General features: G+C 60.9%; 15 protein-coding genes, 1 tRNA gene and 1 pseudogene. 12 read left to right on the top strand and 5 right to left on the bottom strand.

Annotation, left to right across the window (positions count from 1 at the left end; genetic code table 11):
* The first annotated feature begins 27 nt into the window (after positions 1-27).
* Entirely contained in the window at positions 28-1,140 is a 1,113-nt protein-coding gene (locus C4K38_RS07210; RefSeq protein WP_053277808.1) for an enoyl-CoA hydratase/isomerase DspII, read from the top strand.
* Positions 1,141-1,206: 66 nt separating this feature from the next.
* Here C4K38_RS07210 and C4K38_RS07205 read toward each other — a convergent pair whose 3' ends face one another.
* Positions 1,207-1,650, bottom strand: coding sequence for a hypothetical protein (locus C4K38_RS07205; protein WP_053277807.1), 444 nt, complete (start codon positions 1,648-1,650; stop codon positions 1,207-1,209).
* A gap of 272 nt (positions 1,651-1,922) precedes the next feature.
* On the opposite strand from C4K38_RS07205, the gene C4K38_RS07200 reads away from it, so the two are divergent.
* The 6 genes and pseudogenes from C4K38_RS07200 to C4K38_RS07175 form a co-directional block, all read left to right on the top strand.
* Positions 1,923-3,410 carry a sensor domain-containing diguanylate cyclase gene (locus C4K38_RS07200; protein WP_053277806.1) on the top strand — a complete coding sequence of 496 codons (1,488 nt, stop codon included), beginning with the start codon at positions 1,923-1,925 and terminating at the stop codon, positions 3,408-3,410.
* A gap of 7 nt (positions 3,411-3,417) precedes the next feature.
* Positions 3,418-3,636 carry a cysteine-rich CWC family protein gene (locus tag C4K38_RS07195; RefSeq protein ID WP_274302222.1) on the top strand — a complete coding sequence of 73 codons (219 nt, stop codon included), beginning with the start codon at positions 3,418-3,420 and terminating at the stop codon, positions 3,634-3,636.
* Between the two features lie 33 nt (positions 3,637-3,669).
* Positions 3,670-4,362 carry a pseudouridine synthase gene (locus C4K38_RS07190; RefSeq protein WP_053277804.1) on the top strand — a complete coding sequence of 231 codons (693 nt, stop codon included), beginning with the start codon at positions 3,670-3,672 and terminating at the stop codon, positions 4,360-4,362.
* A 350-nt stretch (positions 4,363-4,712) separates the two neighbouring features.
* A complete protein-coding gene (locus tag C4K38_RS07185) occupies positions 4,713-5,597 on the top strand; it encodes an alpha/beta fold hydrolase (RefSeq protein ID WP_053277803.1) in 885 nt (294 codons plus the stop codon).
* A gap of 202 nt (positions 5,598-5,799) precedes the next feature.
* Positions 5,800-5,873: transfer RNA gene (locus C4K38_RS07180), tRNA-Gly, on the top strand.
* Between the two features lie 236 nt (positions 5,874-6,109).
* Positions 6,110-6,714: pseudogene (locus C4K38_RS07175) on the top strand (tyrosine-type recombinase/integrase); the annotation flags it as partial.
* 168 nt (positions 6,715-6,882) lie between these two features.
* Here C4K38_RS07175 and C4K38_RS07170 read toward each other — a convergent pair.
* Together C4K38_RS07170 and C4K38_RS07165 are read right to left on the bottom strand one after the other, a co-directional pair.
* The gene (locus tag C4K38_RS07170) at positions 6,883-7,854 is read right to left on the bottom strand and encodes a fimbrial protein (protein WP_053277800.1); all 972 of its coding nucleotides are present in this window, start codon (positions 7,852-7,854) and stop codon (positions 6,883-6,885) included.
* A gap of 107 nt (positions 7,855-7,961) precedes the next feature.
* Complete coding sequence (locus tag C4K38_RS07165; RefSeq protein ID WP_053277799.1) at positions 7,962-8,678, bottom strand: fimbrial biogenesis chaperone; 717 nt, start codon at positions 8,676-8,678, stop codon at positions 7,962-7,964.
* A gap of 1,065 nt (positions 8,679-9,743) precedes the next feature.
* Between C4K38_RS07165 and C4K38_RS07160 the strand changes: the two genes are divergently transcribed.
* The 4 genes from C4K38_RS07160 to C4K38_RS07145 all read left to right on the top strand — a co-directional run bounded on the left by C4K38_RS07160 (position 9,744) and on the right by C4K38_RS07145 (position 12,067).
* Entirely contained in the window at positions 9,744-9,926 is a 183-nt protein-coding gene (locus C4K38_RS07160; RefSeq protein WP_053277798.1) for a type II toxin-antitoxin system HicA family toxin, read from the top strand.
* A 32-nt stretch (positions 9,927-9,958) separates the two neighbouring features.
* The gene (locus tag C4K38_RS07155; protein WP_053277797.1) at positions 9,959-10,366 is read left to right on the top strand and encodes a type II toxin-antitoxin system HicB family antitoxin; all 408 of its coding nucleotides are present in this window, start codon (positions 9,959-9,961) and stop codon (positions 10,364-10,366) included.
* A gap of 189 nt (positions 10,367-10,555) precedes the next feature.
* Positions 10,556-11,023: a GAF domain-containing protein gene (locus C4K38_RS07150; protein ID WP_053277796.1), complete on the top strand. Its 468-nt coding sequence runs from the start codon at positions 10,556-10,558 to the stop codon at positions 11,021-11,023.
* 129 nt (positions 11,024-11,152) lie between these two features.
* Positions 11,153-12,067 (top strand): SGNH/GDSL hydrolase family protein, encoded by a 915-nt coding sequence (locus C4K38_RS07145; RefSeq protein ID WP_053277795.1) that lies wholly within the window; start codon positions 11,153-11,155, stop codon positions 12,065-12,067.
* Positions 12,068-12,100: 33 nt separating this feature from the next.
* On the opposite strand, the gene C4K38_RS07140 is transcribed toward C4K38_RS07145, so the two are convergent.
* Together C4K38_RS07140 and C4K38_RS07135 are read right to left on the bottom strand one after the other, a co-directional pair.
* Positions 12,101-13,879, bottom strand: a complete 1,779-nt coding sequence (locus C4K38_RS07140) for a putative bifunctional diguanylate cyclase/phosphodiesterase (RefSeq protein ID WP_053277794.1) — start codon at positions 13,877-13,879, stop codon at positions 12,101-12,103.
* Between the two features lie 236 nt (positions 13,880-14,115).
* Entirely contained in the window at positions 14,116-15,006 is an 891-nt protein-coding gene (locus tag C4K38_RS07135) for a LysR family transcriptional regulator (RefSeq protein WP_053277793.1), read from the bottom strand.
* A gap of 102 nt (positions 15,007-15,108) precedes the next feature.
* Between C4K38_RS07135 and C4K38_RS07130 the strand changes: the two genes are divergently transcribed.
* Positions 15,109-15,771, top strand: a complete 663-nt coding sequence (locus C4K38_RS07130; RefSeq protein ID WP_053277792.1) for an NADPH-dependent F420 reductase — start codon at positions 15,109-15,111, stop codon at positions 15,769-15,771.
* The last annotated feature ends 63 nt before the right edge of the window (positions 15,772-15,834 follow it).

Raw genomic sequence — 15,834 nt, 5'->3', positions numbered from 1 at the left:
ACGCTCAAATTCCCGATCGAGGTCACGATGAATCTGCACTTCGAAGAACTCACCGGCACCGACGGCGCGCGCATCGCAATTGCCAGCCTGGATGCCGAACAATCCCTCAACGCTTTGTCCCTGCCGATGATCCACCTGTTGAGCGACCGCCTGGAAGCCTGGGCCAGGGATCCGCAAGTGGTCTGTGTGCTGTTGCGCGGCAACGGCGCCAAGGCCTTTTGCGCCGGCGGTGAAGTGCGCAGCCTGGTCCAGGCCTGCCTGGCCAACCCCGGCGAAGTGCCGCCACTGGCCGCGCAATTCTTCGCTGCGGAATACCGTCTCGACTACCGCCTGCACACCTATCCGAAACCATTGATCTGCTGGGGCCACGGTTATGTGCTCGGCGGCGGCCTGGGCCTGCTGCAGGGCGCCAGCATTCGTATCGTCACGCCGAGCAGCCGCCTGGCGATGCCGGAAATCAGTATCGGCCTGTACCCGGATGTCGGCGCCAGCTGGTTCCTCTCGCGCCTGCCGGGCAAGCTCGGGCTGTTCCTCGGCCTGACCGGCGCGCATATGAACGGCCGTGATGCCATCGACCTGGACCTGGCCGACCGTTTCCTGCGGGACGATCAGCAGGAAGCGCTGATCGACGGGTTGCTGCAGCTCAACTGGCAGGAACAGACGCCGATGCAGCTCAACAGCCTGCTCAAGGCCCTGCAACAGGAGGCCATGGAACAGATGCCCGCGGCCCAGTGGCTGCCACGGCGCCAGCAGATCGACGAGTGGCTGGACGTCAGCGACGTACGCTGTGCCTGGCGGGTCATCAGCCAGCTGCACAATCACTCGGATACCCTGCTGGCGCGAGCGGCGAAAACCCTCAGCGAAGGCTGCCCGCTGACCGCCTGCCTGGTCTGGGAGCAGATCCAGCGGGCCCGGCACCTGTCCCTGGCCCAGGTGTTCCAGATGGAATACACCCTGAGCCTGAACTGCTGCCGGCATCCCGAATTCAGCGAAGGGGTGCGGGCACGCTTGATCGACAAGGACCACAAACCCCACTGGCACTGGCCGGACATCAACAGCATCCCCGACGCTGTGGTGCAGGCACATTTCCACAAGGCCTGGGAAGGCCGTCACCCCTTGGCCGATCTGTCAGACTTTTGAAAATCAGCTCTGAAGGTCAGCCATAAAAAAGCGGCGCTCCAGGCGCCGCTTTTTCGTTGTGGTAGATCAGCGGTTGTGATGACGGTCACGGCGGTGATCGTCGCGACCGCGATCGCTCCAGTCTCGATCGCCACGCCGGCCGTCATAGTCGCGGCGGCCGTCATGCCGGTAGTCGTTGTTCCAGCCCTGGCGGTGGCCATCCCAGCCCCGGTTCGGGTAGGTGCGGTAAACCGCCCGCGGCGCCGACTGGTAGTAACGCGGTGCCGGTTGGTAATACCGGGGCTGGTAGTACCGGGGCGCTGGTTGGTAGTACCGAGGCGCAGATTGGTAATAACGCGGCGCGTAATAGCCGCGGCCGGAAGAATAATAGGAACCGCCGTAGTAGACCGGCGCCGGCGTCGTATAGACCTCAGAGCGGTAGTAAGTGGAACCTCCGTCGTAGTCGTAATAGGGAACGCAGGCAGAAAGAGCCAAACCCAGGAACGCAGTGAGAAGAATTCGACGATACATGGCGGCCTCCTGGACCGCTGATGAGCCATGCCAACGACGCTGGCCGGCGGCAGCCAAGGATGTTCTGGCTGACGGAATATCTGACCGCGAAAACGGGGTCTGGTGCGATTTTCGTTACACCTTGATACAAGTCGCCACGCAAGGATTTTGGATCCGAAAATGCCCGGTTTTTGCGGCCTGCGTGCCATTACTGGCGAGCTATCGAATGACGCAGCTACTCACCGGCACTGCCACTAGAATGCTTGCATCGGGTCACTGCCACGGAGTCGCCCATGCCGCTTAGTTCCCCGCTGTATTCGCAACGCTGGTTGATCATCACGCTCATCGCGCTGCTGGGCTGCGGTTTTATGGCCACTTCCTTGCTCAGCTATTACGCCTCGCGGACCTCGATCCGCGACAACATTGTCAACACCGAGCTGCCGCTGACCTCCGACACCCTGTATTCGGAGATCCAGAAAGACCTGGTACGACCGATCCTGATTTCTTCGATGATGTCCCGCGATACCTTCATGCGCGACTGGGTGATGGGTGGCGAACGCGACCCCGAGCAGATGACCCGCTACCTCAACGAGGTGATGACCCACTACGGCGCCTACACCGCCTTCTTCGTCTCCAACAGCACCCTGACCTACTACCACGCCAAGGGTGTGCTGAAAAAAATCAATCCTGATACCCCCCTCGACGCCTGGTATTTTCGCGTCCGCGACATGGCCACGCCGTATGAGATCAATGTCGATCCGGACCAGGCCAACCAGAACAACCTGACGTTTTTCATCAACTACAAGGTCTACGACTACCAGGACAATTTCATCGGCGTCGCTGGTGTCGGCCTCAAGGTAGATACGGTGATCAAGCTGATCGACCGCTACCAGCAGCGTTATCAGCGCAGTGTGTATTTCGCCGATAGCCAGGGCCGGATCGTCCTCACCGGGGCCGAAGGCGGTCCGCAAGGCGCGCGGGCCGGCCAGTCGCTGCTCGAACTGGAAAACCTGCACGACCTGCAGGCCAAGCTGCCCAAGCCCCACAGCGGCAGCTATGAATACAACGCCCAGGGCCAGGGGCACTTTCTCAATGTGCGCTTCATTCCCGAGCTGAACTGGTACCTGTTCGTCGACAAGCACGAGGGCAGCGCGCTGGGCGATATCCGCCGCTCGCTGTACCTCAATCTGCTGATCTGCCTGGTGATCACCCTGATCGTGCTGGCCCTGCTCAACGGCGTGATCAGACGTTTCCAGCGCAAGATCGAAACCCAGGCCACCCTCGACAGCCTCACCGGCCTGCCCAACCGTCGCGGCTTCGACCTGCTGGCTGGCCAGGCCATGCATGAGGCCCAGCGCGAACCCAAGCCGCTGACCGCCCTGCTGCTGGACCTGGATCACTTCAAACGCCTCAACGACACCCACGGCCACCTCGCCGGCGACCAGGTGTTGAGCGGCTTCGCCCGGCACCTGGCAAGCTGCCTGCGCCAATCCGATATCGTTTGCCGCTGGGGCGGCGAAGAGTTCATCGTGCTGCTCAAGGACACCGACGGCGCCACGGCGCTGAAGATTGCCGAGAAGATCCGCCTGCTGATCGAGCAACAGAGCTATGCCTATGAGGGCAAGAATCTGCGGCTGACCGTCAGTATCGGCGTGACCACGCTGCAGGCGGACGATACCCTGCACAGCCTGCTGTCGCGCGCCGACCATGCGATGTACCGTGCCAAGCAGACCGGCCGTAACCGAACCTGCGTGGAAATGCCTCACTCCAGTTATGAATGAACCGACCCTGAACAGCCCCACCCTCTGCCCGGCCTGCGGCGCCCGCAATGACTGCAGCCTGGCCGACCCGCGTACCGCTGACCAGGCCTGCTGGTGCTACAGCGTGAGCATCGACCCGGCGGTGCTCGAAGCCCTGCCGCCGGAGCTGCGCGATCGCGCCTGCCTGTGTCCGCGCTGTGCCCAGGTCGACGCGCAACTGCAAGCGGCCGCCAGGCCGATCCCGTAAGATGCGCAGCCTTTTGCCAGCCTGCCGATAGCCATGCGCGTTGACCGTTTCCTCAGTAACCTGCCCCGCTTCAACCGCCAGCAGGTGCGCCTGTTGCTGGTGGCAAAGCGCGTCCGTATCGACGGTCAGGTGGTCAGCGATCCCCACGCCGAGGTGCGAGAGTTCAGCCGGGTCGAGCTCGACGACGAAGTGCTGCAGGCCGGCAAGCCACCACGCTATTTCATGCTGCACAAACCCATGGGCTGCGTCAGCGCCACCCGCGATCCCGAACACCGCACCGTGCTCGATCTGCTGGACGAACCGGACAAGCACGAGCTGCACATCGCCGGGCGCCTGGACTACAACACCACCGGTTTGCTGATCCTCACCAACGACGGCAGTTGGTCACGGCGCCTGACCCAGCCGCAGACCAAACTGCCGAAGCGCTATTACGTCGAGACGGAACAGGACATAGGCCCGGAGTACGCCGAGACTTTCGCCCAGGGCCTGTACTTCGCTTTCGAGGACCTCACCACCCTGCCCGCCGAGTTGCAGATCCTCGGCCCCCGGTGCGCGCGGCTGAGCATCGTCGAAGGCCGCTATCACCAGGTCAAGCGCATGTTCGGCCATTTCGACAACAAGGTCTTGCGCCTGCACCGCGAACGCATGGGACCGCTGGCCCTCGACGAAAACCTGGCGCCTGGCGAGTACCGATCGCTGACCGATGAAGAAATCCGCCTGATCTGATTGCCTGCAATTTCTCTAGCGGCTGTAAGCCATCGACGACGGTCGTCACCATTCAGCCGAAATTGTCGAACAATTTACCAACGGCACTTGCGAGACTGCGTTCTCCCTGCTTGAATCAGTCCGTCGGCCGAAATGTGACCGATGAGTCACGAACATACTCTAAGAAATCCTTTGCCGTCCGAGCCGCCTGTGCTCATTCCTGTTGTCCGGCAAATTGCCCGCCTATAACAACACCCGTCGACCATCTGTGCGGATCGACATGGGCTAAAAATTCCAGGCGTATGCCTACCTGTCACAAATCTCGTGCACCCTCGGTTGCGCGCATACCCGCTTGCCAGGAGTCTTATGACATGAGGCCAGAAATCGCTGTGCTGGATATACAAGGTCAGTATCGGGTTTACACGGAGTTCTATCGCGCAGATGCCGCAGAAAAGACCATCATTCTGGTCAACGGCTCAATGGCCACCACTGCGTCTTTTGCGCAGACCGTGAAGAATCTGCATCCGCAATTCAATGTGGTGCTCTACGACCAGCCCTACGCCGGTCGTTCGAAAGCCCACAACAAACACGAGAAAATGCTCACCAAGGAAGTCGAGGGGCTGATCCTGCTGGAGCTGATCGACCACTTCGCCGCCGAGCACGTGATGTCGTTCTCCTGGGGTGGCGCGCCGACGCTGCTCGCCCTGGCACAACGCCCGCGGCGCATTGAAAAGGCGGTGATCAGCTCGTTCTCGCCGGTGATCAACGAGCCGATGCGCGACTACCTCGAACGCGGCGTCGATTACCTCGGCAGCCTGGACGGCGATCGTGTCGGGCACCTGGTCAACGAGACCATCGGCAAGCACCTGCCGTCGCTGTTCAAGCGTTTCAACTATCGCCATGTCAGCACCCTGGCCGAGCATGAATACGGGCAGATGCACTTCCACATCAGCCATATCCTCAACAGCGACCGCCAGTGCTACCTGAAAGCGGCGAAGAACATCGAGGTACCGATGCTGTTCATGAACGGTGAATGGGACGAATACACCGCCGCCAATGACGCCCGGCTGTTCGGCAACCACGTCCGGCACTCGACGTTCAGCACCATCCAGGCCGCCGGGCACTTCCTCGACATGGAACACAAGGCCGCCTGCCGGGACAGCCGTAACGCGCTGATGGGGTTCCTCAAACCGACCCAGCACACCAGTCGTCCGCGCTATCACTACCTGCAGGACCACCATGCCCTGGCTATCTGAAGTGACGTCATCGCGAGCAACTCGTCCCCTGCCCCAGAAGCGAGCTTGCCCGCGATAGACCGCAAGCCGGTCTTCGCCCCGTCGCCGCGATGACGGCGTAGAAGCGTGCCTGCGTGCATTTCCCGCCGCTTCGCAAACACAGGCCCGGCAAAGAAAAACTTCAAATCCGCGCGCACTTCTGGTACAAAGTCAGCCGCTCCGAGCGGGTGTCGTATAATGGCATTACTCCAGCTTCCCAAGCTGATAACGAGGGTTCGATTCCCTTCACCCGCTCCACTTCAACTTTCCAAGGGTTTCCAAGAACGTCCACTGCGCATCTCAAGTCATTGAAGATAAACACTTTTCTCTTCTGACTCGATCCAGAGACGTCCACTGAAATCCACGCCAAGCCGGGACTTTTTAGTCCATTATTTAGTCCATCTTTAGGGTGGCGCGGTGTTCGGATTGTTGCTGGGAGTGCGGATCGACTGTGATCAGCATCTGGTTCCTGACTCAAATTCAGGAGCTGGAACATGGCGCTCTCCGACCTCACTGTCCGCAAGGCCAAGGCCACCGGCAAGGCATACAGCCTCGCAGATCTGGATGGACTCTCACTGGCCGTAGCGCCGGGTGGGGGCAAATCTTGGCACTTCCGTTATCAATGGCATGGCATCCAAAAGCGGATGTCCCTGGGTACGTACCCAGAACTGTCGCTGCGCGATGCCCGCGTCCTGCGCGACGAAGCCCGTGCGCTGGTGGCCAAGGAATCAATCCACACCGCGACCGAAAGCAAAAACGAGCGGCCGTTCGCCTGGCCGACGAGAACACCTTCAAGGCAGTCTTTGTGAAATGGCTCGCGCATCGCGGGCTGACATACGAAGAAGGACGCCAGACCACCCAATCAATGATCCCGCGCATCTTCGACAATGATGTGCTGCCGATGCTGGGCCATCGCTCGATTTACGAGGTCAAGCGAATCGATCTGCTCGAAGTCATTGGCAACATCGAGCGGCGCAAGGCACTTTCGGTAGCGGAGAAGGTTCGCGGCTGGTTCAATCAAATGTTCCGCTATGCGCTGGTGGTCGTGCCCGGCCTTGAACAGAGTCCTGCCTCCGACCTGGATGTGGTAGCTCTGCCAGGCCATCGAGGTGGTTCGCTATTTGCTGGAGCAACTCAAGCCGGCCCAGCGCTACCTGCTGCGCAGTGACTGGGGCATCAAGGCCCGAATCTGGAAGTAATTGGCCACATCCGACCAGGCACGAAGGGGCCAGCGAGCAGAAGAATATGTGCTCGCCACCGATGACGATCAGTTGTAGTTGAGAACGAAGCTCATAGTCGCATCGCCCTTGCCCGGCTTTATCTCGCCACCTGTGGGGGCATATTTGGCACTGCCGGAGAATCGGTAAATGGAGCCTTCCGCGATCTCCCGGTTCCAATCGAGGGCGATGGACCTGGAGATAGCAAATGGCAACTTGACGCCCTTGTCGTTGACCAGGGAAATGCCCACCCCCGATGCGACCCCCGCCTGACCTAGCTGGGCAAGTTTGAGCAGGCCGTCGGCCTGAGAATTGCCTTCGAAGTAGACTTTTACCGGAACTTTCGTGTCAGGTTTCAAGCCTTCGCAGCGGACATCGAAGTTGAATGGCACCTCTTTGACGCTTCCCTTCTTGAGGTTGTCGATAGTCTGCTTGCCCATGGGGACATTGACCGCCGCTCCTACTGATTCACATCCAGCGAAAAATATATCGTTGACCAGTTCGGTAGCACCTTGTGATCTGACCACAACTGATAAACCACCGACTGCCCATGTCACGTTGAACTTCATAGAGGCATTTCCCGATGCTACGCCACGACCGGTACGAACGAACACAACATCCATTAAGTCGGGCACAGCCGGCATTCCATTCAGCACGATTTGAAAGGAATATGGGACACAGAAAGTTGTGGTACCTGAACCCAGTGTCAGACAGAACTTGACCCCGACGCCCTCGATACCTGTTTCATAAACATTTGGCAGCGCCGAAGGCAACAACGCAGTGTCCGCCACAATAGAGACAACATTACCTGGCCCAGAGCATTGGACGGTCTGATAAGGCCAGAGCTTCAATCTATGCTTGGCAAGCTCCTGCCCAATGGCGGCTGCCTTGATGATCGTTTTAGAGGGAAGAGTAATATCCTTTGTAAGCTGCGGTGGAGTACCCATCCAGCTGCAAGCCGCGAATGCATCCTGAGCAGACAGACCGGATAAGAACAACAAGGTGAGTATCAGTTTGCGCATATATACAGCCCCCTCTCCCAAGCCCCATTTAGAGCCCAGGTACAAGTCAATGATGGCTAAAGAAAAGTGGTGAAAACTCTCTCGTCGCCACCAGATGACGCCTGGCCTCAGCCGGAAATGGCGCCGTCGTATTTGAGGATTCCACCAAAATCGCCGATGACTTCGAATTCAACCTGGAGGTCGTTGGCCTGGACGCCGTTCGGTAGTTCCGCAATCTCGACCTGAGAAGTCGTGGCCGGCGCGATCATATCGATCGGCGCGGTGAAACTCTTGTTTCCCATCCGCAGCGTGATAGCGGCAAAAGACAGGTGGAAAGCCGACGGGTTGGTCACTTCCAGATAGGGCTTGCCGTCTTTGGCAAGCAGGCGCCACTTCAGCTGTTGCGGGGCCTCCGTGACCTTGCCGGGTAGCCCGGCCGGCCGGTAGAACAGCTTGAGGCGCTGCTGCAAGGCGATTTGCAGGGTATTTTCCTCCCGGGACTTTTGCGGAACCTCCCGCACGTTCAGCCAGTACACCGACTCCTTGTCGGTCGGCAGGCCTTTGCCGCTGTACAGGATGCGCAACACCTGCTGCTGTTCGCCAGCCAGGCGCTTGAGCACCGGGGTGATGGCGAAAGGCACATCCTCGCTTTTGTCGGCCGACTCGACCCAGGCCTGGAACATCAGGTCCTCGGTCGCGCTGTTCTTGATCACCAGGGACGCTTCCTTGCTCGGTGCCGCAAGCACCACACGGGTATTTTCCAGGTTGATGCCGGCCTGGGAGAAAGCAGAAAAAAGCAGGGTGAAACTGGCCAGAATCAATCCGGCGATGACTGGGGTCTTCACGGTAAATTCTCTACCTCGGTATGCGTCGAAGGGCAGCCCCCCCGTTGTCACGCGCCATGCAAAAACATCGATGACTCGACGAGGCGAACCGTGCGGGCATTCATGACGTTCGAGAAAGTCAGGAGGCAGGAAAACTACAGTAGATAGGCGTCGCAAGCAGTAGGACGATTCCTAAAAGGAACAACGTGCTCACTCATCTGCGAAATAGCGAGGCACCGCATGAGGAACCGGATGGTGCGAATTCGGTGTTCGAGGAAAGAGCCATAGGCCCGACGTACTGCATCGCACCCAAGCCCCAGATTTGCCGGGCCACAATACGGTCTGGCTCCTGCCCAACTCGCTCAACCTGCGTTCTTGGTTTCGCCACCCAGGAGAGTCGGACTATGCCCCCCTTTCACTACATGCGATGTTCTACGTATTCCTGTCGAGGACAACCGTCCTGAAAGCTTCGTAGCATCGTAATGCCCATTCGACGGTGAGGGACTGCAGCGTCTGGGCGTCGATGCCGCTGATATGGAGGAATCTAGTCCACGATGTAGTCCAATACGGTATCTGCATCCACAAAAATCTTTGTTAATCAAAAAGTTAGATATCGGGCGCTGTTCCCTTCACCCGCTCCACTTCATTCGAGTCCAGCGTCAGGCCCTGCCGACGAGGGATGCAGAAACAAAAAAACCGGTCCTCGAGTGACCGGTTTTTTTATGGGCGCTTTATCAACCTGCGGCCACGATGAACGAGCACGGAAATGGCAATAGCCCCGAATAGCCCCGTGCTGTCCTCCAGCGCCTCGACCGGGTTCGCTCATCTTCAAAGATGCTGACCAGGCCCGCTCATCTGTATTCCTGTCGCCCCTCAACAAAATCAGCTTGGCCAGTACTTCGGCAGATATCGCGGTTCGAGAAGGATCCTGCAACACAGCCAGCGCTCTTATCCGCCGCGTTCCAAACTCGCTCTTTCTACACTTCAGCCTGCGGAGTTCCCCTGCCAACGACCGTCGGGCGGGCCAGGTATTGAACACATTTTTTTGGTAGGTATAGTAACCACCAGACATCACAAGGAGGTGATGTGAACAGTCGGTATTTGATCGGCCAAATCGTCGCAGACGGTTGGTATCTGGTCAGGGTCAGAGGCAGTCACCACCCTTTCAGGCCCCCCAGTAAACCGGGGCTGGTGACAGTTCCACATCCCAAAAAGGACCTGCTGAGAAAAACCGCCATCAGCATTCTGAAACAGGCGCTGCTCATGTGAAGGTGATTCACTGCGCCCTGGAGGTTCCACACATGCTTTACCCGATTGCAATTTCAATGGGCGATGACGAACACGCCTGGGGCGTGGAAGTCCCCGACATTCCTGGCTGTTTCTCGGCCGGTGACGACCTCGATGACGCCATGGCCATGGCCCGCGAAGCCATCGAAGGGCACTTCGAGATTCTCGCCGAAGACGGTGCCGCCATCCCGTCCGCCAACAAGGTCACCCTGCACGCGGCCAACCCTCAGTACGCAGGCTGCACCTGGGCGCTGATCGACATCGATGTCACCAAGTACCTGGGCAAGGCGCAGAAGCTCAACATCACCCTGCCCGGCTACCTGCTGAACCGCATCGACGAATACGTGCTGCATCACCCGGAAGCGAAGAGCCGCTCGGGTTTTCTCGCTTCGGCTGCATTGAAGGTATTGCAGCAAGACTGAACACGCCGCCCTGATCGAAGAACGTGAGCGGCCCATGATGCTGTGGGTGGCCGCTCAACGCTGAACCGGCTAGCGCTCGGGCAAATGACCCGCAAACGAATATAAGCAAGGACCCATTCGGTATTTAAAAGCGCCCCACCCACCCCGTTATAGTCGGCCCTCCCCAGGCTAAACAGACAGGAGGCCCAGGTGGCCAAATCTTCCCCATTGTTCGACTCGCTGCAGGCCGATATCGATGCCCTGGCCAGGCAGCTGGGCGTCAGCTCCATTCTGATCATGCGTTCGCTGCCCCAGCACATGCAGGTCGAAGCCTCGGGCGGGCGACATGAGGATACTTATCCGATTGGCGCCCAGGGCCAGAAAAGCAGCCTCGCGCACAACGGCCAGGCGCTGTATTGCGAGCGGGTGGTGGACAGCGGCCAGCCGCTGTACGTCAAGGATTCACGGCTGGAAGCCGAGTGGGCGGGCAACGAGGACGAGGTGGAATTCGGCCTGAGCAACTACCTGGGTTACCCGGTGCGCGATGCCGATGGCGAGGTGTTCGGCACCGTCTGCGCGCTGCATGAAAGCGCCAAGCAATACAGCGCCGAAGAGCAGGCCGCGCTGGAGGCGTTCCGACAAAAGGTCGAGGCTTTGCTCGCCCGTTCGTCGCGATGAGACTTTAGTCGTACAGGTCGTCCACAGACACGCGCGGACGAGCACGGCTACACCCAGGTCGCATCCGGTGCATCGGCAGCGCTCGAAACTTCTACGATGAGCCCTCGCCTTTCACCGTAGAGACCGCCCATGCGCCAGATCCTGCTCGCTCCCTTGCTCGCACTTTCGTTGGCCACCGGCAGCTGCCTGGCCGGCCCTTCGTTCGATCATCTGTACGCCTTCGGCGACAGCTACTCTGACAACGGCGCCAGCGACCGCTTGACCCGGGACATGCTCGCCCACCAGCTCAAGGACGCTCAGCAACTGCCCGGCGAGCTGTATTGGCAAGGCCGCTGGAGCAACGGCCCGACCGCCGTCGAAGTACTTGCCAAAAGCCTGCGGCTGCCCCTCACCGACCACGCCGTTGGTGGCGCGAAAAGTGGGCAGAACAACTACTACGCCTGGATGACCGCGTACCGCGACACGGGAGTGAGCGGGCAGATCGACGACTACCTGGCCAACGCCAAAGGCCAGGCCGACCCTCGCGCGCTGTACTTCATCTTCATCAGCGCCAACGACTTTTTCGAGCACGCCGACTTCGGCCACAAGGAGCCGATCGACGAACTGGCCACCAGCAGCATCGGCCATATCCAGAATGCCGTCGGCCGCCTGGCCAAGGCCGGCGCCAGGCATTTCCTGGTGGTCGGCAGCACCGACCTACGCCATGCCCCGGCGGTGGTGGCCAGCGGGCAGAGCGAACAGGCGCTGCGCTATCAGCAGATACTTGAATGGCAACTGCCACCGCTGCTGGTGGCCGAGAGCAAAAAGCTCGATGTACGGATCACCTACTTCGACCACATCGCCTTCAGCGACCAGCTGCGCCGCCAGCCTACCGAACATGGCCTGGCCCAGCTCGACCGGCCATGCCAGCCGACCTACCCCGAGGTGAAGCCGGCATGCGCCCATCCAAACGAATATTTCTATTGGGATGAATGGCACCCGACCCGCAAGGTCCATGCCCTGGCGGGAGAAGCCATGGCCAAGGCCCTCGACCAGACCCGCTAAGGCACAGGCTCGTCGGCGAGCCGCAGGCCTGTCCTAGACGCAGGGCTGCAGCGGAAAACGATTCGCCCCGCTCCAGGCCAGGAAGCGCTCCTGCAGCATCGGCCTGGCGAGGAAATAACCCTGGGCTTCATCGCAGCCAAACGCGTACAGCATCTGCAGGCATTTGAAACTCTCGATGCCCTCGGCCACGGTGCGATAACCCAGCTCGCGGGCCAGGCTGATGATCGAGCGGGTGATCTTCTGGTGCTGGGTGTTGCGCTCCAGGTCGGTGATCATCGACTTGTCGAGCTTCACCACATTGGCCGGGATCTGGTGCAGGTAGGCGAAGTTGCTGTAGCCGGTGCCGAAATCATCGATGGCCACGTCCATGCCCAGCTCGCGAATGCGCGTCAGCTGCGCCAGGACATTCGGGTTGGAACGCAGCCACTCGCCTTCGGTGATCTCCACTTCGAGCCGCCGTGGGTCGATGCGGTGCCGCTCGCAGGCGCGACGGATCAGCTCGGCGATATCCTGGTCCTCGAAATCCTTGGGCGACAGATTGATCGACAGCTTGCTGCTCTCGGGCAGGCCCCAGCCGCGCAACTTGCTCAACACCGTGTCGATGACCCAGCGGGTCACCTGATGAATCAGGCCGTTGCGCTCCATCACCGGAATGAACTCGGCGGGAGAGATCGGCCCCAGCCACGGATGCTCCCAGCGCAACAAGGCTTCGGCACTCACCTGGGCCCCATCGGGCAGGGCGAAGCGTGGCTGGAACATCAGGTAGATCTGGCCACTGCGCAAGGCATCGTTGAGGTCCGAGGCCAGGTTGAACGCGCGGCGCTGGGCGTGATCGCGCCCGGCATCGTAATGCGCCCAGAAACTGCGCCTGGCCATGGCCAGTTCCAGGGCGAACATGGCCTTGCGCAAGGCATCGTCCACCGACTGGGTATCGATCTCGAACTCCACGGTCCCGGCGCAGACCGTGGGAATCATGGGAAACCCCAGCCCGGGCGGCTGGCGGCGCAGGCGACTGACCAGGGCATCGAGCAGCTGATTGAGCCCTTGGGCCGGCGCCGGCAGCAGGAAGCCGAAGCGCTTGACCGACACGTGATAGACCCGCACATGCCGCCCCAGGTATTCCTGCAGGCGCAGCGCGAGAAAACGGATGATGGCCTCGAAAGGCGCCAGCCCCAGGGCCAGGGTCAGTTCGTGGGCGACCTTCATGTCCAGGGCATCGATCAGTACCAGCACGCGCTTTTCGCCGAGGTGGTGCTCGGCCAGGTCCCGCAGGTCGCCCTGGAACTGCTCGCGATTGGCCAGGCCGCTGACCGGGTCGCGACGACGCAGGCGCTGGCGCTGCTCGACCTGCTCCATGACCATCGCCGCCATGTCCCGCAACTGCTGGCGCTCGACGATGCTCAACTGCTGCTCGACCTTATCGATGATGCACAGGCTGCCGATGGCATAACCGGACGCGGTCAACAGCGGTGCCCCGGCGTAGAAGCGGATGCCCTGGTCCCGGGTCACCAAGGGGTTGTCGTGGAAGCGCGGATCGCGCGCCGCGTTGCGCACCTCCAGCACCTCGCGGCCTTGCACCGTGAAGGCACAGAACGACTGGCTGATGGGAGTCTGCGGCTCATCGAAGCCGACCCGCGACTTGAACCACTGGCGATCGCGGTCCACCAGGCTGATCAAGGCGGTCGGCACCTTGAAGTACTCGGCCGCCATGCGGCAGATCCGGTCGAAATTCTCGCAACTGGCGGTGTCCAGCAACTCCAGGGCATGCAGGGCGGCCAGGCGCCGCTCCTCGGCAATCGCCTTGTCAGGCATACACAACCTCGGGCCGGGATAACGCGATCATCACAATAAACAACCTTTTCGCAGGGAGGCTGGGGGGACGCGGCAGCCATGAATGCAGTAGTGGCACTAGGACATCTCGCCCTCCAGAATGACTGACGGGCAGGCGCTTGCCAAACCCATCCGTCGGACGAACGGTATAGGTTACAAAAAAGTATGGTTCTCAAGACCTATGGTCTAGAGCGCTGCGAGGGGTTTCGGCAGTGATCTCAGGCGCCAAAGCGAGCGATAGCCGCATCGACGAAGTGCCGCAGCTTGGCGGTCATCTGCCGGTCCGGCCGGTACAGCAGATGCATCGCGCGGCTCGGTGCCTCATAGCCGGGTAGCAACTGCACCAACTCCCCCGCAGCCCGCGCCGGCTCGAGAAAATCCGCCGGCCCCAGCACTATGCCGAAGCCATCCACGGCCGCCGACAGCAGGGCCTTGCTCTCGTTGACCTGCAAGCGGCTGCGCACCTGAACCTCATGCACCTGACCGTCGCGGCGGAACTGCCATTGGTTGTCCGCCGGCCGTGACCAGTAGGCGTACCCCAGGCACTCGTGTTCCTCAAGATCGGCCGGCACCCGTGGCGTGCCCCGTGCGGCGAGGTAGGCAGGCGCCGCGCAGGCAATCAGCCGATAGGACGCCAGCGGCCTGGCGGTGAGGCTGGAATCGGCCAGGGGTCCGATACGAAAGGCCGCCTCGTAGCCCTCCTCCACCAGATCGATGTAGCGATCGGTGAGGTGCAGGTCGATTTCCACCTCCGGATGCTCGCGCAAAAAACCTGTCACGAAGGGCATGAGGCTGTAGGAACCGAAGGTGACTGGCGCGCTGATGCGCAACTTGCCCCGGGGCGTGGCGTTCATGATCTGCACCAGGGAATCGGCGGCCTGGGCCTCGCCGAGAATGTGCTTGCAGCGCTCGAGGTAGGCACTGCCCAGCTCGGTCAGGCTTTGCCGGCGCGTGGTGCGGTTGAGCAGGCGCGCGCCCAGCCGCTGCTCCAGCGCCGCGACATGCTTGGCGACCATCTGCGGCGACAGCCCCAGGCGAGTCGCCGCACGGGCATAGGAACCGCTTTCGGCGGCCGCGACAAAGGCTTCCATGCTGGTCAGACGATCCACTATTCAACACTCCCAGTAACAAGACCAAGTACCAGATGCTTATTTATCGCCACTTGGTGGTGAATCATCATAGCCGCTCGACCCTTTCAACGGAGCATGGACATGCGTATCGGCATTATCGGAGCAGGTTTTATCGGGCGCGCCGTGGCGCAACTGGCCTTGGCGGCGGGGCATGAGGTGATGCTCAGCAACTCCCGCGGTCCGCAGACCATGAGTAGCGTGGCCAGTGGCATTCGCGGCAGCCGCATCGGCAGCGTGGAAGACGCCGTGCAGTTCGGCGAGCTGGTGCTGGCGGCGATCCCGCTGGCCCATTACCGCAGCCTCCCCACAGCCCTGCTGGCCGGCAAGACGGTGCTGGACGCCAACAACTATTACCCGTCCCGCGACGGCCATATCGAGGCCCTGGACCGTTTCGAAACCACCACCAGCCAACTGCTCGCCAAGCACCTCGAAGACGCCAGGGTGGTGAAAGTGTTCAATGCCATCCTCGCCCAGGACCTGCTGACCGACGGCCGTCCCAACGGCGCCCCTGATCGTCGTGCCCTGCCGATTGCCGGCGACGATCCGCAGGCCAAGGCGCAGGTCGTGCAATTGCTCGATGAGCTGGGTTTCGACGCTGTCGATGGCGGCGGCCTGGCGGACAGCTGGCGCTTTGAACGGGCCAAACCGGCCTACTGCATCCCGCTGGATAAACCGGGGCTGCGCGCGGCCCTGGCGGAGGCGCAACGAGAGGTCGAACTTCCCGAAGGTTCGTGGCGCTCCTGACAGCGGGGCCCGCAACGCTCTGCCGAGCACAAAAAAACGACCCGTTCGGGTCGTTTTCATCGG

Origin of the sequence: Pseudomonas chlororaphis subsp. piscium, from assembly GCF_003850345.1 — a bacterium.
Lineage (GTDB): Bacteria > Pseudomonadota > Gammaproteobacteria > Pseudomonadales > Pseudomonadaceae > Aquipseudomonas > Aquipseudomonas piscium.
This window is presented reverse-complemented; position numbering and strand designations above follow the sequence as displayed.